The 21927-nt window shown below is 71.0% G+C and carries 15 protein-coding genes; 13 read left to right on the top strand and 2 right to left on the bottom strand.

The annotated features are described in order from the left end of the window. The first annotated feature begins 55 nt into the window (after window positions 1-55). On the top strand, window positions 56-1042 hold the full coding sequence (gene rfbB / locus ABT114_RS48130; protein ID WP_351153135.1) for a dTDP-glucose 4,6-dehydratase: 987 nt from the start codon (window positions 56-58) through the stop codon (window positions 1040-1042). Between the two features lie 70 nt (window positions 1043-1112). After that, on the top strand, window positions 1113-1991 hold the full coding sequence (rfbA, locus tag ABT114_RS48125; RefSeq protein WP_351153133.1) for a glucose-1-phosphate thymidylyltransferase RfbA: 879 nt from the start codon (window positions 1113-1115) through the stop codon (window positions 1989-1991). A 147-nt stretch (window positions 1992-2138) separates the two neighbouring features. On the opposite strand, the gene ABT114_RS48120 is transcribed toward rfbA, so the two are convergent. Beyond that, window positions 2139-2945, bottom strand: a complete 807-nt coding sequence (locus tag ABT114_RS48120; RefSeq protein WP_351153130.1) for a thioesterase II family protein — start codon at window positions 2943-2945, stop codon at window positions 2139-2141. Window positions 2946-3177: 232 nt separating this feature from the next. On the opposite strand from ABT114_RS48120, the gene ABT114_RS48115 reads away from it, so the two are divergent. Together ABT114_RS48115 and ABT114_RS48110 are read left to right on the top strand one after the other, a co-directional pair. Next, entirely contained in the window at window positions 3178-3588 is a 411-nt protein-coding gene (locus tag ABT114_RS48115; RefSeq protein ID WP_351153128.1) for an allene oxide cyclase barrel-like domain-containing protein, read from the top strand. 59 nt (window positions 3589-3647) lie between these two features. Beyond that, entirely contained in the window at window positions 3648-4829 is a 1182-nt protein-coding gene (locus ABT114_RS48110; RefSeq protein ID WP_351153125.1) for a glycosyltransferase, read from the top strand. A gap of 277 nt (window positions 4830-5106) precedes the next feature. Here ABT114_RS48110 and ABT114_RS48105 read toward each other — a convergent pair whose 3' ends face one another. Continuing rightward, window positions 5107-5676, bottom strand: a complete 570-nt coding sequence (locus tag ABT114_RS48105; RefSeq protein WP_351153123.1) for a TetR/AcrR family transcriptional regulator — start codon at window positions 5674-5676, stop codon at window positions 5107-5109. 234 nt (window positions 5677-5910) lie between these two features. Between ABT114_RS48105 and ABT114_RS48100 the strand changes: the two genes are divergently transcribed. The 9 genes from ABT114_RS48100 to ABT114_RS48060 form a co-directional block, all read left to right on the top strand. After that, window positions 5911-7458: an MFS transporter gene (locus ABT114_RS48100; protein WP_351153120.1), complete on the top strand. Its 1548-nt coding sequence runs from the start codon at window positions 5911-5913 to the stop codon at window positions 7456-7458. Window positions 7459-7653: 195 nt separating this feature from the next. Beyond that, window positions 7654-8571 (top strand): SDR family oxidoreductase, encoded by a 918-nt coding sequence (locus tag ABT114_RS48095; protein WP_351153117.1) that lies wholly within the window; start codon window positions 7654-7656, stop codon window positions 8569-8571. A gap of 308 nt (window positions 8572-8879) precedes the next feature. Next, window positions 8880-9911 (top strand): 3-oxoacyl-ACP synthase III family protein, encoded by a 1032-nt coding sequence (locus ABT114_RS48090; protein WP_351153114.1) that lies wholly within the window; start codon window positions 8880-8882, stop codon window positions 9909-9911. 5 nt (window positions 9912-9916) lie between these two features. Then, window positions 9917-11797, top strand: coding sequence for an HAD-IIIC family phosphatase (locus ABT114_RS48085; protein ID WP_351153112.1), 1881 nt, complete (start codon window positions 9917-9919; stop codon window positions 11795-11797). Then, window positions 11794-12021: an acyl carrier protein gene (locus tag ABT114_RS48080; RefSeq protein ID WP_351153110.1), complete on the top strand. Its 228-nt coding sequence runs from the start codon at window positions 11794-11796 to the stop codon at window positions 12019-12021. The genes ABT114_RS48085 and ABT114_RS48080 overlap by 4 nt, the downstream gene beginning before the upstream one ends. After that, the gene (locus ABT114_RS48075) at window positions 12018-12824 is read left to right on the top strand and encodes a 2-oxo acid dehydrogenase subunit E2 (RefSeq protein WP_351153107.1); all 807 of its coding nucleotides are present in this window, start codon (window positions 12018-12020) and stop codon (window positions 12822-12824) included. Before ABT114_RS48080 ends, ABT114_RS48075 begins: the two co-directional genes overlap by 4 nt. Beyond that, window positions 12821-13912, top strand: a complete 1092-nt coding sequence (locus tag ABT114_RS48070; protein ID WP_351153104.1) for an alpha/beta fold hydrolase — start codon at window positions 12821-12823, stop codon at window positions 13910-13912. Before ABT114_RS48075 ends, ABT114_RS48070 begins: the two co-directional genes overlap by 4 nt. A gap of 63 nt (window positions 13913-13975) precedes the next feature. Beyond that, on the top strand, window positions 13976-14788 hold the full coding sequence (locus tag ABT114_RS48065; RefSeq protein WP_351153101.1) for an SAM-dependent methyltransferase: 813 nt from the start codon (window positions 13976-13978) through the stop codon (window positions 14786-14788). 120 nt (window positions 14789-14908) lie between these two features. Then, the coding region (locus ABT114_RS48060; protein ID WP_502988524.1) for a type I polyketide synthase at window positions 14909-21927 on the top strand (7019 nt) is incomplete at its 3' end.

Genomic DNA, 21927 nt, shown 5'->3' with positions numbered 1-21927 from the left:
GGCTCCGGCGTTCGGCCTCGGACTCGCGGGACTCTCCGAAAGAGGTCTCGTACCCATGCGCATTCTCGCCGTCGGCGCAGCCGGATTCATCGGCTCCAATTACGTCAGGAAACTTCTGACGGGCGCTTACCCGTCCGTGCGGGACGCCCAGGTCACGGTGTTCGACAAGCTGACGTACGCGGGCAACCTGGAGAACCTGGCCCCGGTCCGTGCGCACCCCGGTCTGGAGTTCGTCCGGGGCGACATCTGTGACACGGCACTGCTGGCCGACGTGATGTCCGGGCACGACGCGGTGGTCAACTTCGCTGCGGAGACGCACGTAGACCGCTCGATCAGCGGTTCCGCCGACTTCGTACGCACCAACGTCGCGGGCACGCACTCGCTGCTCGAGGCGGCGCGGGTCACGCGCGTCCCCCGTGTGGTGCACGTCTCCACGGACGAGGTCTACGGGTCGATCGACCAGGGATCGTGGACCGAGGACAGCCCGCTGCTCCCCAATTCCCCCTATGCCGCGGCCAAAGCCGGCGGCGACCTGCTGGTGCGCGCGTTCGCTCGCACCCACGGACTCGACGTCAGCATCAGCCGGTGCAGCAACAACTACGGTCCCTATCAATACCCGGAGAAGGTCATCCCGCTGTTCGTGACGAGTCTCCTGGAGGGCGGCACGGTCCCGCTCTACGGAGACGGCCTCAACATCAGGGACTGGCTGCACGTGGACGACCACTGCCGGGGCATCCAACTGGTCCTGGAACAGGGACGGCGCGGTGAGGTCTACAACATCGGCGGCGGCGAAGAGCTGACGAACCTGGAGCTGACCCGGATGCTCCTCGACGCCTGCGGAGCCGGACCGGAGCGCATCCGCAGGGTGGCTGACCGCCTGGGCCACGACCGCCGCTACTCCCTGGACGACAGCAAGCTGCGCGCCCTGGGCTACGCGCCGCAGGTCCCCTTCCTGCAGGGCCTGACGCAGACCGTCGAGTGGTACCGCGACAACCCGGAGTGGTGGCGGTCGCTGCGCGGCGTCCACGCCGAGGCCAGCTGATCACCCACGCCGGCGGCCGTACCACCGCCCGGCCCAGCCGAGTTCCAGCATCAGCGAGGAGAGTGTCCACATGCGCGGAATCATCCTGGCGGGAGGGACGGGCAGCAGGCTGCAGCCCATCACGGCCGTCTCGTCCAAGCAGTTGCTTCCGGTCTACGACAAGCCCATGATCTACTACCCCCTGTCCGTCCTCATGCTCGCCGGGATCCGCGAGATCCTCGTCATCAGCAACCCCGAGCACCTCGACAGCTTCCGCAATCTGCTCGGTGACGGCGGGCAGTTGGGCATCGAGATAGCCTACGCCGCGCAGGACGAGCCGCGCGGTCTCGCCGACGCGCTGCGCGTGGGCCGGGAGTTCATCGGCGACGAGCAGGTCGCCCTGATCCTGGGCGACAACATCTTCTACGGCCATGCGTTCACGGAGATACTCGGGCGGGAGCGCAGTCGCCTGGACGGATGCACACTGTTCGGCTATCCAGTCTCGGACCCCGAACGGTACGGCGTCGCCACTGTGGACGACGCGGGGCGGATCACCTCGCTGGAGGAGAAGCCCACCCGGCCCCGGTCCAACCTTGCCGTCACCGGCCTCTATCTCTACGACAACGAGGCCGCGGACCTCGCGGCCCGGCTCCAGCCGTCGGCCCGAGGCGAGCTGGAGATCACGGATCTGAACCGCATCTTCGTCGAACAGGGCCGGGCGCGACTGGTCGATCTCGGCCGGGGCAGCGCCTGGTTCGACACCGGTACACACGACAGCCTGATGGATGCGTCCCTGTTCGTGCAGATCCTCGCCAAGCGCCAGAGCATCCGGCTGGCCTGCGTGGAAGAGGTCGCCTTCCGGATGGGCTTCATCGACGCCGAGCAACTGGCCCTGCTGGGCAAGGGCATTGTCGAGAACTCCACCTCTGGGTACGGCGCTTATCTGCAGGATCTGGCCGGCGTCGTCTGACGCGGTACGGGGCTGCACACAGCGATGGCCGGGTACGGCGGATTCACTTCCCGCCGCTCCCGGCCATCGGCGCGAGTGCTCGTATTCGTTCGTGCGGTGATCGGGCCGCCGCCGTGCGGGGTGCGGGCCGGGCACGGCGGCGGTGCGTCAGTGCTCGCGTACGAGGTCCCGGGTCCGGTGGAGCAGGGTCGTGAGCCGGGCCGCGAACGGGGCGGGCGATTCCTGGAGGAAGAAGAAGTGCCCGCCCTCGAAGCGGTGCAGCTTGCTGTCCACCGAACTGATCCCGGTCCACGCGAGTGCGTCTTCCTCGGACACCAGCGGGTCCGCGGCGCCGTAGAACACGTCGAGCGGGCAGGCCAGCGGTTCGATGGGCAGCGCGGTGCGGGTAGTGCACAGACGAAGGTCCGCGCGGGTCAGCTCCAGCGCCGGGCGCAGCCAGTCCGGGTACTGCAGCAGGTCCGGGGACATGCCGCCGATTCCGATGATCTTCTTGACCAGGTCGTCGTCCGAGTCGGCGTAGGCGGCGGCGAACGCCGGCGACAGATGCGGTGCCCGCGCCGCTCCGGCGATGAGCCGTGTCGGGAGCGTGGCGCCGCGAGCCTGCCGACGGGCGGTCAGATCGTGGGCGACCAGGGCGCCCATGCTGTGGCCGTAGAAGGCGTAGGGCCCGGTGAGGTACGGGTCGAGGTGTTCGTCGAGGTCGGCCACCAATTCGGCCATCGAACCGGGCCTGATGTCCTCCAATCGGTTTTCCCGGCCCGGGAGTTGGACGGGCAGGACGTCGACGCGTGAAGCGATGGTGTTGCGCAGCACGGTGAACGCCGATGCGCTGCCGCCGGCGTGGTGGAAGCAGAACAACCTCGGTCGCCCCTCGGGCGCGGGCGCGGTCGTCAGATAAGGGGTTCGCGGCGCCGCTCGGCCGGAACCGGAGGTGGTGTCTTCCCAGTCGCGCACTTGTGTGCCTCCCGATGAGTTTTCGGCCATGGTCGGCCCGGCGAATTTAATGGGACTAAAGCCGGTCTTGGCCGCGCGCGAGCAGCGGTGACGCCCGCGTAGCACCTGGCCGTTCATCGCCGAGAACCAGCCTTTAAGGCCGAAGTAGAGCCGCTTTAGACGGGATCCATAATGTGGCGGTCATTCCTGTTCGGCTATTGCTGCGGTTGGACCGTCAGCACGAAGGAGCGACATGAGTGCCATCGTGATCGACAATGTGACCGAGAAGACGGTGCACTACAACTACATCGGCCGCAACGAGCCCCTGCCGATCCAGGAGGTCGGCGAATCGATCGTCTACTTCGACGAGATCTATGACGTCACGGGGGCCACCATCGGCCACACCGTGGGCATGGTCGTTGCCACCCACGTCGCTCCGAACGGTCACCTCATGACCCATTACGAGGAGGCGATCGAGCTGCCGGAGGGCACGCTGCACTCCAGCGGCACCATCGACCGCCAGGAGATGCTGGCCGGCGGCTGGGCGCGCTTCCCGGTCATCGGCACCGGCGGAAAGTTCCTGGGCCTGACCGGCATACGTGAGTGGCAGCTGATCCTCCCGGTCTCGACCATGACGGTCAATCTGCGCATCAGCCTGGCCTGACCGCGGATCGGTCGGCATCCGGGACCGAACGAAAAGCCAACAACGGAGGAGGATCCGCCTTGCGTGTACTTTTCACATCAATCGACGGAGCCGGCCACTTCAACCCGGTGGCGCTGTTCGCGGACGCGCTGGTGCAGCGCGGAGACGAAGTGCTCCTGGTCGTCCCGTCGGATCTCCGGGACACGGTGGAGAAACGGGGCTATCCGTTTCGTATCTGCGGGAAGCCGTCGCCCGAGGTGATGGGTGCGATCTACAAGCGGTTCGTCACCCTCCCCCCGGAGGAGGCCGAGATCGTGGCCGACCGGGAAGTGCTGGGCAAGCACTACACCGAGGCGATGCTCCCCGCGCTGGAGGAGGCCTGCCGCGAGTGGAGGCCCGATGTGCTGCTCCACGATTCCCGTGCCTATGCCGCGGGAATCGCGGCCGCACGCCACGGGATTCCGCATGCGCAGATCGGCATTTCGCAGGCGGCCGTCGAGGAGGGTTCCCTGCAACGCGCCGTGCCCGAACTCGTACGCCACGATGGTGCGATCGCGCAGCGGCTGCACTCGGTCCCGTTCCTGTCCCGCTTCCCGGGCTCGCTCGACCCCTCGTCCTTCACTGACACCCGCCGCTTCCGCGACGGCGTGGAGCCGCGGCGAGGAATACTGCCCGATTGGTGGGACGGTAGTGACGCGCCGCTGATCTACCTGACGTTCGGTAGCGTCACGGGTCAACTCCCGCTCGCCGGGGATGTGTTCCGAGCCGCGCTGGAGGCGGTGCGCGGGCTGCCGGTGCGGGTGCTGCTCACCGTGGGCCACGGCACGGACGTCTCGGCGCTGGGTGACATCCCCGAGAACGTGCACGTGGAGGAGTGGGTGCCGCAGGCCGATGCGTTGGGGGAGGCCGCCGCGGTCGTCTGCCACGGCGGTTCGGCGACGCTCCTCGGCGCGCTCGCCGCGGGCCTGCCGACGGTCGTGGTGCCCGTCTTCGCGGACCAGCCCGCCAACGCACGGCTGGTGCACGAGGCCGGGGTCGGCCTGCGCGTCGAAACGGGGATCGAGTCGGAGGACCGGGTGGGCAAGATCGGCCCCGCGGACGTCCCGCGGATCCGTGCCGCCGTCGAGCAGGTGCTCGCCGATCCGTCCTACGGCGAGGCGGCGGGCCGTGTCGCCGCCGAGATGCGGGCGTTGCCCACGATCGACGCCTTCGTCGACGACGTGTTCGCCACCCTCGTGGGTGGCGTGACCGGCGCGGTGTAGGGGGTGCCTTGTGGACCGGGCCAGAGCATGCGTGTCCGACGCGGTCCACAAGGCGCTTCTCAGTGGAGAGCGCGAGCGGGAACGTGCCGACGACACGCTTCGCCGTGTCGGCCCAGGGGCGACTCCCGGGTCAGGTCGGTACCGGGCGAGCCACGGCTCGGCCCGGCGGCTTCGGCGGCGTGACAGGCGGCCCGCTGCCGACTCCGCCACCGTCGGCGGGTGCACCACGGCCCGCCGTCCGGCGGGCTCGGCAGGGCATCCCCCGACCGGGCGTCCCTCAGCCTGGCTGGAGGGCGCGCAGGGCCGCGGCCAGCAGCTCGTCGCGCTCGGATTTCGTCAGACCGCTGTCGCTGAGTGCCACGGCGCCGGCCGTGGCGTCGCTGGCGACCGCGAAGGCCGAGCGGGCCCGGATGCGGGCCGCCTGCGAGGGTCGCGGGCCGGCCAGGGCCGCGATGACGCGCGCCTGCTTGTTCAGGATGTCGGTCTGCTGCGTGCGTTCGCGCAGGGCGAGGACCGTCGAGGGATCGCTGTGGAACCCGGCGAATTCCTTCAGTTCCGCGGTCAGGTCGATGATCGCGCCGAGCAGTTCGGCCGGCGGGGCGCCCTGGGCCGCGCGTTCGGCGATGTCCGCGTAGGCGAGGACGGGCTTGGTCAGCAGCGCGTCCAGGATCTCCTCCTTGGACTTGAAGTGGTAGTAGATCCCGGCCTTGCTGGTCCCCAGCTGGCTCGCGATGTGAGCGATCGAGGTACCCGCATAGCCCTGCTTCGCCATCAGCTCCCGGGCGATGTCGAGAATGCGCGCCCTCGTACCGCCGCCGTCCTTGCCGTTCACGATGTCCTCCTTCACGGCACAGTCTACTTGACGGGCGCCCGGCAGGTTGTTGACAGCCTGTGCGCCGACTGTGTCGCCGGTATCCCCGGCCCAGTCGGTGAGCAGGCAAAACAACACGAGGTGGTCCCGGGGGTGTTGCTGCGTCCGGGGTCGAGCCCGGAGGTCGTCGAAGTTCACTTGACGATCGGTCGGTAAGTACGGATACTCAGTGGTGCATCAGTCGATGAAACTCTTTGTGAGGAGCCCGTCTTGGGACTCAGCGAAGCCGGGAGTGTCGAACTGTCCTCCGTCGAAACGCAAAGCCCTGAGCCGAAGGCCGCGGGCGAGCCGTCCGGAGAATTCGAATGGACCCGGAAACACACGATCACGCTCACGGTGCTCTGCCTGGCTGCGTTTCTTGACGCAATCGACATCACCGTCGTCAACGTCGCGCTGCCCGCCATCAAGGAAGGACTCGGATTCTCGCAGTCCAGCCTCGCCTGGGTGGTCAACGCCTATCTCATCCTCTTCGGCGGATTCCTTCTCCTGGGTGGCCGGGTCGGTGACATGATCGGCCGCCGGCGGGTGTTCATCTGGGGTGTGGTCGCCTTCACCGCCGCCTCACTCGGTTCCGGTCTCGCGCAGAGCGCGGGCACGCTGACCGTCACCCGCGGCCTCCAGGGCCTGGCCGGTGCCTTCGTCGCGCCGATGACCCTGGCGATCCTCAACGGCGTGTTCCCCGAAGGGAAGCCGCGGGACAAGGCCTTCGGCATCTGGGGCGGCATCACCGGTGTCGCCGGTGCCGTCGGCCTGATCCTCGGCGGCCTCCTGGGCGGTGGCCCCAGCTGGCGCTGGTTGTTCTACATCAACATTCCGATCGGCATCTTCATGGTGCTGGCCGCGCTGCGCTTCATCCCGAACGACCGTCCTGAGCGCACGACCACCCGAGCGTTCGACGTGGTCGGTGCGGTGACCGGCACCGGCGGCATCAGCCTGCTGTGCTACGCCATCGCCCAGGTCGACCATCACCCCTGGGGCTCGGGCCGCACAGTGAGTCTGCTGATCGCCTCCGCCCTGATCCTCGGGTACTTCGTGGTGCACGAGGCCCGGATCGCGTCGCAACCGCTGGTACCGCTCAGCCTGTTCGCGAACCGTTCGGTGCTCGGCGCCAACGTGGTCTCGGCCCTGTGCGGCTGCGCCATGTTCGCCACGTTCTACCTGGCCACCCTCTACCAGCAGCAGGTCCTGCACTTCTCGGCGCTCAAGACGGGACTCGGCTTCATCCCGCTCACCGTGCTGCTGCTGTGCGCGGCTCCGGTCGGTCCCAAGCTGGTGACGAAGTTCGGGATGAGGCCGGTCATCGCGGCCGGTGCCGTCGTCTCGGCCGCGGGGCTCGCGCTGTTCGCCCGCATCTCGGCGGACGGCGGCCTGCTGATGGACATCATCCTCCCGTCGGTGGTGCTGAGTATCGGCTTCGGCATCCTGTTCATCCCGATGACCATGGCCGCGCTGAACGGGGTGCCCGAGGAGCGGAGCGGTGTCGCCTCCGCCATGGTCAACATGACTCGTTTCGTCGGTGGTTCGGTGGGCCTCGCGGTGATCTCCACGATCGCCACCATGCGTACGAACCACCTGCTCGACGAGAGCCATCCGGCCCTCGAGTCCCTCAACAGCGGACTCCAGATCGGATTCGCCGTAGCCGCCGGGCTCATGGTCGTCACCGCGGTCGCCGCGCTCGCGCTCTTCCGCGAGGACGGCCGGGTACCTGCTGCCGGGGCGTCGGAATCGCTCCCCGAAGCGGTGGCGGTCGGCAAGTAGGTCCCGCCCTCGCGCAGGGACCGGATCAAAGCTCGCTGCGCCCCCTCCCGGGGCGCAGCGAGCCTTCCTCGAACAAGTGCGACCACAAGTGCGACCACAAGTGCGACGAAGACCGCCCGTCCGGACGACCGGGTCCGCGCCGGCCGTTCCAGGACTTTGAGCAATCCTCAACGGGCCCCCGCCACTGCGGAGTTCATGGCCCCGATCAGATCGGTGGGTGAAGCTGTGCGTGTAGTGGTCATCGGCTCCGGCGGTTTGCTGGGAACAGCCTTCAGGAATGCCGTCCGGGAGTTCCCCGAAATCACCGAAGTGTTGTTACCCGGCCGCCGTGAGCTCGATGTCACCGAACAGGTCCAAGTGGAACGTTACTTGGAGAGCAACCGGCCGGACGTCGTGATCAACGCGGCGGCTCTGATGCCCGCCGACCTCTGCGAGAGGCATCCCGAAGTCGCCTACGGCATCCACGCGCTCGGCGCCCGCTGGGTGAGCCGTGCCTGCGCCCGGATCGGCGCCCTGCCGATCTACATCAGCACGGACTTCGTCTTCGACGGCATCGCGGGCTCCCCCTACAGCCCTGACTCGGCCACCTCACCCCTGCTCACCTACGGCGTCACCAAACTGGCCGGCGAGCAGGAAACCCGCCTCGGCTGTCCGCGACACATCGTGGCGCGGACCGCAGCGCTGTTCGGCCCCACGCCACGCAGCGCGAGCGCCCGGCCCTGCTTCATCAACCGGATCCTCGACATGGCGCACGCGGGCAAGCCTCTGAGCGTCGTCGACTCCATCGTGATGTCACCGACGTACACCGTCGATCTGGCCAGGATGACCCTCGCGCTGGCCCTCGACGAAGTGGAGGCCGGCATCTACCACGTGGTGAATTCCGGCCGTGCCACTTGGTACGAACTCGCGGAGGCGGCGGTGGAGCTGGCCGGGTTCCGCGTGCCGATCAGCCGCGCGCAGCCACAGCAGCACGTCGAGGCGCCGCGTCCCGCGTCGACCCCGCTCGTCGGCGAACTCCCCGGACGAGCCGGGAAGCTGCAGCGCCCGTGGCGCAGCGCACTCGCCGAGTACGTCGGACAGCCGGCGGCCACGCCGCTGCTGGTCCCGAACTGACGGGGCGGTATCCGCCGTGTCCGGCCCGCCAGGGCGGTGCGGCGGGTACTTCCGCGTGCCATGTGCCCCAGGCCGTGTACCGGCCTGGGGCGCTTTCGCGTCCCCTCCCGCACACCCCGCGAGCGCCGTCGGCGGGGCGCCGTGAGACGGCGGAGCTAGAACGCCCTTAAACCCGCTTAAGAGGACCCTCCGAGGATTTCTGCCACCAGGTGCCTCGCTGGATCGACGGTCCGGTGAACCGCCTTGCTTCGAGCCGTTCGAAGGACCAGCCCGGACGGGCGGCGACGGCGACTACACGGAGGGATCAGATGAAACCCCAGGGAATCCACATCGTGTCCACGGGCACCGCCGTTCTCGGCCCGCTCGTCGACAACGCCGCTCTCGCCCGGCGATTCGGCATGAGCGACCAGTGGGAGGAATGGATCCAGGTCTTCATCGGAACGGACACCCGCCACCTCTCGGTCGACCTGGACACCGGCGAACGGCGCAACTCCCTCGCGGACCTCGGTGAGCTCGCCGCCCGGCGTGCGCTCGACTCCGCGATGGTGGCACCCGAGGATGTCGACCTGGTGGTCATGGGCACGGCCACCCCGGACCAACTGCTGCCGACGACCGCCTCCGTGGTCGCGGACCGGCTCGGCATCGACGGCGTGCCCGTGTTCCAGCTGCAGTCCGGGTGCACCGGAGCCTTCCAGGCGCTCACCGTCGCCCACCAGCTCCTGACCACCGGGGCCTACCGCAGGGCACTGGTCATCGGCGGTGAGCTGAACGAGAAGTACTTCGACCTCGGCCAGGACTTCGGCGCGCTGCGCCCGGAACAGCTCATCAACTACGTGCTGTTCGGCGACGGCGCGGGCGCCATGGTGCTGAGCACCGAGCCGGAGGGCGCGCAGGCCACGATCCGTCTCACCTCTGCCCGGCTCACCGGGCTCGGCCGGGCCGCGGGCCAGATCCTGGAGTGGTTCGGCCCGGCCGACCGTATGTCCGACCGGATTCCGGCGGCAGAGGACTACAAGGCCATCGAGGCCTCCGTGCCCCGGATGAGCCGCGAGATCCTCGACCAGCTCCTGACCGAGCTCGACTGGGCCCGCGAGGACGTCGACTACATCCTGCCGCCCCAGCTGTCCGGCCGGATGACCCGGCGGGTGGTCGAGGCCCTCGACCTGCTCGGTGCCAAGGAGGTGAGCTGTGTCGCGCAGACCGGCAACACCGGTAACGCCACGCCTTTCTTCCAGCTCGAACGGGCGCTGGAGCTGATGAGCCCCGGCGACAAGGCGCTCGGCATCTCCGTGGAGTCGAGCAAGTGGATCAGGGCCGGCTTCGCGATCGAGCGGGTGTGACGGCCATGGCCACGACACCGACTGCCGAGTCACTGCTCGAGCTGCACCGGGCGGGTCGCCTGGCGGCCGGCTACCCGCAGGTGCGGGCCTTGCTGGCGGAGGCCACCGAGGCCGAGTTCCAGCAGGCAGGGCAGCTGCTGGCGCGGCTCGATCCGGACGCGGTCCTGCGCGAACACGCCGACGTCCCACAGGTCCGGATCGCGGTCACCGGCCACGGCAACCTCGCCATGCTGGTGCCGCAGCTGACCGCGGAACTGGCCCGGCACGGCCTGCTGCTGCGGCCGACCCTCACCGACTTCGACAGCTACGTCTCGGAGCTCTCCGACCCGGGCAGCGACCTCTACACCGCGCGGCCCGACCTCGTCCTGTGCGTGCTCGACCCCATGGTGGTGCTCGACGACCTCCCCACCCCCTGGGACCTCGACGCGGTGCGCACGGCGATCGACCACCGGATCTCCCTGCTGGAGGGCCTGGTCGAGCGTTTCGTGAAGCAGAGCGAGGCCACCCTGGTCCTCAATACCGTCCCCCTTCCGCGACGGTTCGCGAGTCAGCTCATCGACTACCGCTCGCGTGGCCGGCTCGGCGTGCTGTGGCGGGAGGCCAACATGCGGCTGCTGCGCCTCGGCGACGAGCGGCCTCAGGTGGTGGTCGTCGACCTCGACCCGCTCCTCTCCGAGGGTGTACCCGCCTGCGATCCGCGCCTGAGCGCGTACGCCGGCGCCCACCTCTCGGCCCCGCTGCTCGCCGCGTACGCCAAGGAGGCCGCGCACCTGGCCCGGCATCTGACCGGGCGGAGCAAGAAGTGCCTGGTGGTCGACCTCGACGAGACGCTGTGGGGCGGGGTCCTGAGCGAGGACGGATTCGACGGCATCGAGGTGGGTGACGGTCTGCGCGGCAAGGCGTTCTCCGCGTTCCAGCGGGTCGTCAAGCAGCTGGTCTCCCAGGGCGTCCTGCTCTCCGCCGTCAGCAAGAACGACCTCGACCCCGTCCGCGAGGTACTGCGCTCACACCCCGGCATGGCGCTCAACGAGGACGACTTCCTGCAGGTCAGGGCCGACTGGACCGGCAAGCACGGGCACCTTCGGGAGATCGCGGACACCATCGGTATCGGTATCGACAGCTTCGTCTTCGTCGACGACAGCCCGCACGAGTGCGGCGTCGTACGCGCCCAGTGCCCCGACGTGGACGTCGTCCAACTGGACCAGGAGCCGGCGCTGCACGTCGAGAAGCTGCTGGCCGACGGCTGGTTCAACGTCCGGGCGGTCACCGCGGAGGACGCACAGCGCACGTCCCTGTACCAGGCCGACGCGGCCCGGGGCGAGCTGCGGGCGGCGCACGTCAGCGTCGACGACTACCTGCACGACCTCGGGATCACCGTCACCGTCGGCCCGGTGGAGCGGGACGAGATCGCACGCGTGTCCCAACTGACCCTGCGTACCAACCAGTTCAACCTGACGACCGAGCGGCTGCAGCCCGCCGACGTCGAGCAGCGGGCCGACGACCCGGCCGCGACCGTGCTGTCGGTTCACGTCAGTGACCGCTTCGGCAGCAGCGGACTCACCGGCGCGCTCTTCCTGCGGCGCAGCGGCGACGTGCTGACCATCGAGAACTTCCTGCTGAGCTGCCGGGTGCTGGCCCGCGGTGTCGAACAGGCCTGCCTGGCGGCGGTGCTGCACGACGCCAAAGCACAGGGCATCCACTCGGTCGAGGCCGCCTACCGCGCCACCGCGAAGAACGCCAAGGTGCGCGGTCTCTACCCCGGCCACGGCTTCGAGGCGACCGGCGGCGACGAGCGGTCGACGACGTTCCGCCACCGGCTGGACCAGCTGCCGGCCGTGCCCGACCACATCCGTCTGATCGACAACCCCGAGAGGGAGGAACGTTGAACAGCCTGGACGACTTCGCCGAGTTGATCAGTGACCAGATCGGGATCCCGGTCACCAGCGAGGACCTGCGCCGCAGCGTCGACCAGGTGCCCGGCTGGGACTCGCTCCACGTGATGTGGCTGCTGACCCTCCTGGAACGGGAGACCGGACGCCGCCTCTCCCTCCCCCAGGTCATCGAGGCCCCCACCCTGGCCCACGTCTACGATCTGGCGGTGGCCCCATGACCATCCGCCCCCTGGTGCGGCAGCGGCGCCACACCTTCTACTTCCTGCGGACGATCCGCGGCTTCGCCCCGGTCTTCCTGGACACCGACGTCGACATGAGCCGGGTGCAGGAACTGCGCGAGGCGGCCCGCGAGAGCGGACGCCGCTATTCCCCGGTCGCCGTCACGATCCTCGCCGCCGCCCGCGCCCTCGCCGCCCACCCGCGTGCCAACGCGGCGCTGCACGGCGTACTGCGGCCCCGCATCGAGACGTACGACGGGGTCGACGTCAAGGTCGCCCTCGACAAGACGCTCGACGGTGAGCGCGTCGTCCTGTCTGCGGTGCTGCGGGACGCCCACGTGGCCGACCTCGACGAGATTCAGGCGAAGCTGGGGCACTACCGCGGCGGCGACGCCGGGCAGATGCCCGAGTTCGCCCCGGTCCGCCGGCTCCAGCGACTGCCCACCCTGCTCGGCTCCCTGCTGTTCCGGCGGACCGTCCGCCCGCCCGCGGGCCGACGCCGGGTCATGGGCACCCTGGCTGTCTCCTCGCTCTCCCACCGGCCCGTCAACGGATTCCATTCCGTCGGCGGCACCACCATCACACTCGGCCTCGGACAGATCACGGATCGGCCGGTCGTACGCGACGGCCGTGTGGTGATCGCCCCCGTGATGCGGCTCAACCTCGCCTTCGACCACCGCGTGGTGGACGGCGCCGAGGCGGCCGACCTTCTCGCCGACATCAAGCTCGCCGTGGAGGAGTTCCGGCTCCCCGTGGTGCACGGCGTACCCGACCCTGCCGAGCCCCGCGGAGGCGTCCGATGAACGACGTGGCAGAGCTGAAGCTGTACGGGCTGGCCCACGCCCGCGCCCAGAACATCACCCAGGCCGCGTACGAGGCCGTATGCGACCGGATCTTCTCCGACAACGAGGACGAGGTGGGCTCCTGGGTGGGGGAGTGGAGCCTGGAGGCGGCCCGCCTGGAGGCGGAGGGCCGGCTGCTGGAGGCGTGCGGTTACTACAACCTGGCCCGGTTCCCGGCCGTGGACGGCCCGGCCAGGGAACGGGCGCTGAAGAAGTGTGTCGAGGCGTGCGCGGCCTGGGCCGAGGACCACGGCGTGACCCGGCTCGACGTGCCCGTCCTGGGTGCCACCGTGCCCTGCTGGGCGAGCGGTCTGTCCGCCACCGAGCGCCGTCCGCTGCTCCTGGTGATGGGCGGCATCATCAGCATCAAGGAACAGTGGATGCCCCTGCTCGCGCAGGCCTCCCGGCTCGGCATGGCGGTCCTGGTGGCCGAACTGCCGGGCGTCGGCGAGAACCCGCTGCCCTACACCGCCGACAGCTGGCGCATGCTCTCCCGGTTGCTCGACGCCGTCCGCGACACGGCCGACGTCGAGCACACCTACGGGCTGACCCTCAGCTTCAGCGGTCACGCCGCGCTGCGCTGCGCGGTCCACGACCGCCGGATCAAGGGCATCATCACCATCGCGGCGCCCGTCAGCTCCTTCTTCTCCGACCTCCGCTGGCGCCGCGGACTGCCCCGGATCACCATCGAGACGCTCGCCGGGCTGACCCGCACCACCCCGGCCGACATCACCGGCGACATGAGTTCCTGGGCGCTGACCGACGCGGAACTCGCGGCCCTGGACATCCCCGTCCACTACCTGGCCACCCACGAGGACGCGATCATTCCCGCCGAGGACGTCGCCCGCCTTCGTGCCACGGTCGCGGGCACCAAGATCCTCGAATACCACGACGGCCACGCGGGTCCGGGCAACGCGGCGGAGACCCGGCTGTGGATCTTCCTGTCCCTGTTGCGCATGCGCCGGGTCCGCGGACCCCGTACGGCACTGCTGGCCGCCGTGGCCGGTGTGCTCAGGCTGCGGCGCCTGATGGCCGGCAAGCCCCGCTGAACCCCGGCCCGTGTCAGGGCCCCACTTCCCGCTGTCAACTCCCCTCGAAGAACGGACGATTCCGTGAGCGACACATCCACTCAGACCGACACCATTCAGATCGACACCACGCGACCGGGCCTCGCCCGTATGTACGACTACCTGCTCGGCGGTTCCGAGAACCATCTCGTCGACCGCACGCTGGTCGACGAGATCGCCGCGACCGACCCGGGCGTGTTCGCCGCCGCGCGCGCCAACCGGGACTTCCTCATCCGCGCCGTGACTCACCTGACCGAGGAAGCCGGCATCCGCCAGTTCCTCGACATCGGCTCGGGCCTGCCCACGCAGGACAACGTGCACGCCGTCGCGCAGGCCATCGACCCGGCGGCCCGCGTGGTGTACGTGGACAACGACCCGACCGTGGCCAAGCACGCCGAGTCCCTGGTGCGCGGAGAGGGCAACATCGAGATCGTCCTCGGTGACGTCAGCAGCCCGCAGGGCATCCTCGACGATCCCCGGTTGCGTCGACTCATCGACTTCGACCAGCCGGTGGCCCTGCTGCTCGTCGCCGTTCTGCACTTCGTCCCGGACAGCGGCGACCCGTGGGCGGCTGTCCGTCTGCTGGTCGACGCCCTGCCCTCCGGCAGCTACCTCGTGCTGTCCCATGTCTCGCTGGCCGAGCTCGACGAACTCGCCGACACCACCGACCGGGCCTTCGAGAAGCGCAACATCCAGCTCAACGCCAACCGTACGAAGGCGCAGATCAGCCGCTTCTTCGACGGCCTCGACCTGCTGGAGCCCGGTCTGGTGGAGACCACTCAGTGGCGGTCGGCGGAGACGGCCCCGCGCAAGGTGAGCGACATGGTCATCTACGCCGGCGTAGCCCGCAAGAACTAGCCCACGAAGGACGCCCGGCCCGGTTTCGACGGAGGAGTGAACAAGGTGTTTGCAGGAACCCCGGACAAGGATGCGCACACGTCCGCCGTGCGGCGCCAGGACGCCGTCGCGGTCGTCGGCATGGCATGCCGACTGCCGCAGGCGGACGGTCCGCAGGCCTACTGGCAACTCCTCCGCGAGGGCCGGGACGCGGTCGTGCCCGCCCCCGAGCACCGCTGGGGGCCGGCCGACGGCGACCGCCGCTGGTACGGCGCGTTCCTCGACCAGGTCGACGAGTTCGACGCGGCGTTCTTCGGGATCTCCCCGCGCGAGGCCCTCGACATGGACCCGCAGCAGCGGCTGGTCCTCGAACTCGGCTGGGAGGTCCTGGAGAACGCCGGCATCGTCCCCGAGCGGGTCCGCGACTCCCGTACGGGCGTCTTCGTCGGAGCGATCTGGGACGACTACGCGGACCTGCTCGGCCGGCGAGGCCCGGACGGCAGCACCGGCCACACGGTGACGGGCACCCACCGGAGCATCATCGCCAACCGGGTGTCCTACGCCCTGGGCCTGCACGGCCCGAGCCTCGCCGTCGACGCCGGCCAGTCCTCCTCGCTGGTCGCCATCCACCTCGCCTGCGAAAGCCTGCGGGCCGGCGAGTCGGAGCTGGCGATCGCCGGCGGCGTGAACCTCAACCTGCTGACCGAGTCGACGGTGAGCACCTCCAAGTTCGGCGCCCTGTCACCGACGGGCCGCTGCCACACCTTCGACGCCCGTGCCGACGGGTACGTACGCGGTGAGGGCGCGGGCCTGGTGCTGCTCAAACCGCTGGAGCAGGCGGTGCGGGACGGCGACCGCATCCAGTGCGTCATCCTCGGCAGCGCCGTCACCAACGACGGCCGCACCAACGGCCTGACCGTGCCCAGCGCCGAGTACCAGGCCGAGGCCGTGCGCCGGGCGCAGGCGGCGGCCGGGATCGGCCCCGGCGACGTGCAGTACGTCGAGCTCCACGGCACCGGCACCCGCATCGGCGACCCGATCGAGGCCGCGGCGCTCGGCGCGGTGTTCGCCGTGGACCGTGCGGCCGGCGAACCGCTGCGGGTGGGCTCCGCCAAGACCAACGTCGGGCACCTCGAGGCGGCCGCCGGTATCGCCGGCCTGATCAAGGCCGCGCTCAGCATCGGCAACCGCGAACTTCCGGCGAGCCTGCACTTCCGAACGCCCAACCCCGACATCCCGCTCGACGAGCTGCGTCTGCGGGTGCAGTCCCGGCACGAGGCCTGGCCTCGCCCCCAGGAGCGCCTGGTGGCCGGCGTGAGCTCCTTCAGCATGGGCGGGACCAACTGCCACGTGATCCTGGCCGAGCACCGGCCGGAGCCCGCGGCGGACGGGGACGAGCCGATCGCCGACGGGACCGAGCCGACCGGCGGCGCGGACGAGTCCGCGATCGACCGTGGAGCGGCGGATGCCGGAAGGGCAGAGGACGGGTCCGACGATGCCGGAGCCGTCGTCCCCTGGGTGCTGTCCGGACGGACACAGGACGCGGTGCGGGCGCAGGCGCGGCGACTGAAGGAGCACCTGTCGGACGGGCCCGGCGCCGGGCCGGCCGACGTCGGGCTCTCGCTGGCCACGACCCGTACCGCCTTCGAACACCGCGCGGCCGTCGTCGGCCGGGACCACGACGCGCTGCTGGACGGACTGTCCGCGCTCGCCGACGGCCGCCCCACGGCCGAGGTGCTGACCGGCAGCGCCGAACGGCACGGCCCGCTGGCGATGGTCTTCTCCGGCCAGGGCGCACAGCGGTCCGGCATGGGCCGCGAACTCTACGCGTCCTCCGAAGTGTTCCGGCACGCCGTGGACGAACTCTGCGTCGAGTTCGACCACCTGCTGGAGCGCCCGCTGCGCACGGTGATGTTCGCCGCCGCCGGCACGCCGGACGCCGCCCTGCTGGACCAGACCGCATACACGCAGCCGGCCCTGTTCACCTTCGAAGTCGCGCTGCACCGTGTGCTCGACTCCCTGGGCATCCGCCCCGACTACCTCATCGGCCACTCGATCGGTGAGCTCGCCGCCGCCTACGTCGCCGGAGTGCTCTCCCGCACGGACGCCTGCCGGCTCGTCGCGAGCCGCGGCGCGCTCATGCAGGCGCTGCCCGCCGGCGGTGCCATGGCCGCTGTTGAGGCCACCGAGGCCGAGGTACGGGACGTGCTCGCCGACCAGGAGAGCCCGGCCGAGATCGCGGCGCTCAACGGTCCCGAGTCCACCATCGTCTCCGGCCCCGAGGAGGCCGTGCTCGCGGTGGCCGCCGTCTTCGCCGAGCGGGGCCGCAGGACCCGCAGGCTCCAGGTCAGCCATGCCTTCCACTCCCGTCTGATGGAGCCGGCGCTCGAAGGGCTGCGCGAGGTCGCCCGCGACCTGGAGTTCACGGCGCCGACCGTGCCCGTCATCTCCAACGTCAGCGGGGCCCTCGCGACGGCCGAGGAGCTCGCCTCCGCCGACTACTGGGCCACACACGTACGCGCGGCCGTCCGCTTCAGCGACGGCGTGCGGACCCTGCACGAACTGGGCGTCACGCGCTATCTGGAGATCGGCCCGGACTCCGTGCTCGTCCACATGATCCGGCAGAGCGTGCCGACCGGCGCGCCGCGCCCGCTGCTGGCGGCCGCGCAGCGCCGGGACCGGTCGGAGGAGGAGACCCTCGTCCGCTCCCTCGCCCAACTGCACACCGCGGGCGTGGAAGTGGACTGGGCCGCCTTCTTCGCGCCGAGCGCCGCGCGGCTCGCCCCACTGCCGACCTATGCCTTCCAACGGCAGCGCTTCTGGCCCGACCTCACCGGCGCGGCCGACGCGCCGAGCCGTCCGGCGACGGCACCGGCCGCACCGGCCGCCGACCGGGGCCGCATCGCCGCCCCCGCCACGCCCAGCCGCCCCGACCGCTCCGGCGCCGTTCTCGCCCTGGTCCGCACGGAGGTCGCCACCGTCCTCGGACACTCGTCCGCGCAGGACGTCGACGCCTCGGCCGTCTTCCGGGACCTCGGCCTCGACTCGCTGATGTCGGTCGACCTGTGCGAGCGGCTCTCCCTCGCCACCGGCCTCGACCTGCCGACCACCCTGCTCTACGACCACCCGAGCCCGCTCGCCCTGGGCCGGCACCTGCAGGACCGGCTGAGCGGCGACACAGGCGAGGGCAGCGAGGTCACGCGCGTCGCCGCGGCCACCGACGAGCCTGTCGCCGTCGTCGCCATGGCCTGCCGCTACCCGGGCGGCGTCGCCTCACCCGAGGACCTGTGGCGGCTGGTCGCCTCCGAGACCGACGCCGTCAGCCGCTTCCCCGACAACCGCGGCTGGAACCTCGACACCCTCTTCGACAGCGACCCCGACCGGGCCGGCCGCTCCTACGTCGACACGGGCGGCTTCCTGCACGACGCCGACCGCTTCGACCCGGGCTTCTTCGGCATCAGCCCGCGTGAGGCCGCCGCGATGGACCCCCAGCAGCGGCTGCTGCTGGAAACCTCCTGGGAGGCGCTGGAGCGGGCCGGCATCGACCCGTCCGCGCTGCGCGGCAGCCAGACCGGCGTGTTCGTCGGCGCCGTGGCCCCCGAGTACGGCCCCCGGCTGCACCACGGAGCCCAGGGCTACGACGGCTACCTGCTGACCGGCAGCACCTCCAGCGTGGCCTCCGGCCGCGTCGCCTACACGCTGGGCCTGCAGGGCCCGGCGATCACCGTCGACACGGCCTGCTCCTCCTCCCTGGTGGCACTGCACATGGCGGCCCAGTCGCTGCTCCGGGGGGAGTGCGACCTGGCCCTGGCCGGCGGCGCCACCGTCATGAGCTCGCCCGGCATGTTCGTGGAGTTCAGCCGCCAGCGCGGACTGGCGCCCGACGGCCGGGCCAAGGCGTTCTCCGAAGCCGCCGACGGCACGGCCTGGGCCGAGGGCGTGGGCATGATCCTGCTGATGCGGCTGTCCGAGGCCGAGCGGCGCGGGCATCGGGTGCTCGCGGTGATCCGCGGCTCCGCCATCAACCAGGACGGCGCCAGCAACGGCCTGTCCGCGCCCAGCGGCCCGGCCCAGGAACGGGTCATCCGGCAGGCACTGGCGGCTGCCGGACTGACCACCGCCGACGTCGACGCGGTCGAGGCACACGGCACCGGCACCACCCTCGGCGACCCCATCGAGGCACGCGCCCTGCTGGCCACATACGGTCAGGGCCGCGCCCCCGGGAAACCACTGCGGCTCGGCTCCCTCAAGTCCAACATCGGCCACGCCCAGGCCGCCGCCGGCGTCGGCGGCGTGGTCAAGATGGTGATGGCCCTCCAGCACGGCGTGCTGCCCAGGACCCTGCACGTGGACCGTCCGAGCTCGCACGTGGACTGGGACAGCGGCGCCGTCGCCCTGCTCGAGGAGTCGGTGCCCTGGGAGCCGGCCGAGCGCCCGCGCCGGGCCGCCGTCTCCTCCTTCGGCATCAGCGGCACCAACGCCCACCTGATCCTCGAGGAGTACCCCAGGACCGAACGGCCCGAGCCCGCGGAGGAGGACACCGCCGGACCGGACGCGGCGACCGGCTCCGCCGTGCCCTGGCTGCTGACCGCCCGCGACGAGACGGCGCTGCGCGAGCAGGCGGACCGGCTGGCCGACCTGGTGGCCGCCGGCGACGGACCGCTCGACATCGCGGGAATCGGCCGTACGCTGGCCGCCGGGCGCGCCCGGTTCGAGCACCGTGCCGTGGTCACCGCCACCGCCCGCGAGGACATACTGCGGGCGCTGCGCGCGCTGGCGAGCGGGGGCTCCGACGACCTCCTGGAGCGCGGTGTCGCCGCCCAGGACGTACGGCCCGTGCTGGTCTTCCCCGGCCAGGGCTCGCAGTGGACGGGCATGGCACTGGAACTGCTGGAGTCCTCCGAGGTCTTCCGGGACCGTATGCGTGAATGCCAGGAGGCCCTGGGCCGGTTCACCGACTGGTCGCTGTTCGACGTCCTCGACCAGGCCGAGGGCGCGCCGTCGCTGGACCGCGTCGACGTCGTCCAGCCGGTGCTGTTCGCGGTCATGGTGTCCCTGGCGGCCCTGTGGACCTCCCTCGGGGTCGAACCGGCCGCGGTGGTCGGGCACTCCCAGGGCGAGATCGCGGCGGCCTGCGTGGCCGGGGCGCTCTCCCTGGAGGACGCCGCCCGCGTGGTCACGCTGCGCAGCCAGGCGCTGGTCGCGCTGGCCGGCTCCGGCGGCATGGTCTCCGTGCCCCTGGAGGCCGACGAGGTGGAGCGCCGGCTCGCCGAATGGGACGGCCGTATCTCCCTGGCGGCGGCCAACGGCCCGCGCTCCACGGTCGTCTCCGGCGACGCGGACGCCCTCGACGAACTCCTCCTCCGCTTCGAGGAGCTGGGCATCAGGGCGCGCCGCATCCCCGTCGACTACGCCTCACACTCCCCGCACGTGGAGGCGATCGAGGAGCGGCTGGCCGAACTGCTGGAACCGGTCGCGCCGCGCCCCTTCTCGGCCGTGCCGTTCCACTCCACGCTCACCGGTGAACTCATCGAGGACACCAGCCAGTTGGACGGCGGCTACTGGTACCGCAACCTGCGCAACCCCGTCCTGTTCGAGCAGGCTGTGCGCGGCCTGGCCGCGCAGGGGCACACCCTGTTCATCGAGGCCAGTCCGCACCCGGTGCTCACCGTCGGCGTCGAGGAGACGCTCGACAGCCTGGGCGTGTCCGGCACGGCCGTCGGCTCGCTGCGCCGCCACGACGGCGGCTGGGCCCGGCTGCTGAACTCCCTCGGCGTCGCGGTCGTGAACGGAACTCCGCTGGACCCCGCCGGGCTCTTCCCGTCGGCCGGTACCCCGGCGCTGCTGCCGACCTATCCCTTCCAGCGCGAGAGCTACTGGCTGGCCGAGACCGCCGGCACCGGCGACGCCGCCGAGCTGGGCCTGCAGGGCGATGACCACCCGCTGCTCGGGGCCGCTGTCACCCTGGCCGACAGCGACCAGGTGATCTTCACCGGCCGGCTCTCGCTGCGCACCCACCCGTGGCTGGCGCACCACCGGGTCGGCGACAGCGTCCTGCTGCCCGGCACCGCCTTCGTCGAACTGGCCCTGCACGCCGGACACCGCGTCGGCCACGAGCGGCTGGCGGACCTGACCCTCGAAGCGCCGCTCGTCCTGCCGGACAACGGCGGTGTGCAGTTGCAGCTGTCGCTCACCGCACCCGACGACTCCGGATGCCGCGCCCTGAGTGTGTCCTCCCGCCCGGACGACACCTCCGGCGACGAGTCGCTCGCCCCGTGGACCCGGCACGCCACGGCCTCGCTGCTGCACGGCGCCCAGGCGCCGGCCCCGCTGCCGCGGCAGTGGCCGCCCGCCGGGGCGACAGCCCTCGACGTCACCGACCTCTACCAGAGCCTGGCCGTCCAGGGCTACCACTACGGGCCGCTGTTCCAGGGCGTCGTACGGGCCTGGGAGCACGGTGACGAGACCTACGTCGACCTCGCGCTCCCCGAGGGCCAGCGCACGGCGGCCGACGAGTACGGCCTGCACCCGGCGCTGCTCGACGCCGCCCTGCACCTCCTCGTCCTGGACCCCGCGGCGGCCGTGAGCGGTGCCGCACCCCGTCTGCCGTTCTCCTGGACGGGCGTGTCCCTGCACGCGGTGGCCGCGACCGACCTGAGGGTCCGGCTGACCAGGACCGGGGACGCTACGGCGGCCATCGACATCGCCGACGCCACGGGCGCCCCGGTGATCTCCGTCGAGGAACTGGCGCTGCGTGAGATGAAACCGGCGGCCGGTCAGGGCGTCGGCCCCGCGCAGAACGCCGTGTTCGACGTCGACTGGGTGCCGCTGGAGACAGGCGCCGTGTCGGCGCCCCAGGCAGGGCAGTGGGCCGTCGTGGGCCCCGACGTCCTCGACGGCACCGGCCTCGGGGCGGCCCACCACGCCGACCTCGCGGCGCTCACCGACGCCCTCGGCGCGGAGGAGCAGCGGCCCGAGGTCGTCCTGATGCCCATCGGCCCGCAGACCGGCGACGCGTCCGAAGAGGGCGCCGACGTCCTGGCGCTCGCGGCCACCGAGACCGTGCTGTCGCTGGTGCAGGGGTGGTTGGCGGAGGAGCGGTGGTCGTCGAGTCGGCTGGTGGTGGTGACGTCGGGTTCGGTGGGGCCGGGTGGTGTGTC

This window comes from Streptomyces sp. NPDC002088, assembly GCF_040296605.1.
Taxonomy (GTDB): Bacteria; Actinomycetota; Actinomycetes; order Streptomycetales; family Streptomycetaceae; genus Streptomyces.
The sequence above is the reverse complement of the archived record's forward strand: the minus strand, read 5'-3'. Positions and strand labels throughout refer to the sequence as shown.

Bases quoted from the DNA above. Each gene is read 5' to 3' on its own strand.
- rfbA (WP_351153133.1), top strand. From the start codon at position 1,113: ATGCGCGGAATCATCCTGGCGGGAGGGACGGGCAGCAGGCTGCAGCCC.
- ABT114_RS48070 (WP_351153104.1), top strand. From the start codon at position 12,821: ATGAACGACGTGGCAGAGCTGAAGCTGTACGGGCTGGCCCACGCCCGC.
- ABT114_RS48090 (WP_351153114.1), top strand. From the start codon at position 8,880: ATGAAACCCCAGGGAATCCACATCGTGTCCACGGGCACCGCCGTTCTC.
- ABT114_RS48095 (WP_351153117.1), top strand. From the start codon at position 7,654: ATGGCCCCGATCAGATCGGTGGGTGAAGCTGTGCGTGTAGTGGTCATC.
- ABT114_RS48085 (WP_351153112.1), top strand. From the start codon at position 9,917: ATGGCCACGACACCGACTGCCGAGTCACTGCTCGAGCTGCACCGGGCG.
- ABT114_RS48075 (WP_351153107.1), top strand. From the start codon at position 12,018: ATGACCATCCGCCCCCTGGTGCGGCAGCGGCGCCACACCTTCTACTTC.
- rfbB (WP_351153135.1), top strand. From the start codon at position 56: ATGCGCATTCTCGCCGTCGGCGCAGCCGGATTCATCGGCTCCAATTAC.
- ABT114_RS48115 (WP_351153128.1), top strand. From the start codon at position 3,178: ATGAGTGCCATCGTGATCGACAATGTGACCGAGAAGACGGTGCACTAC.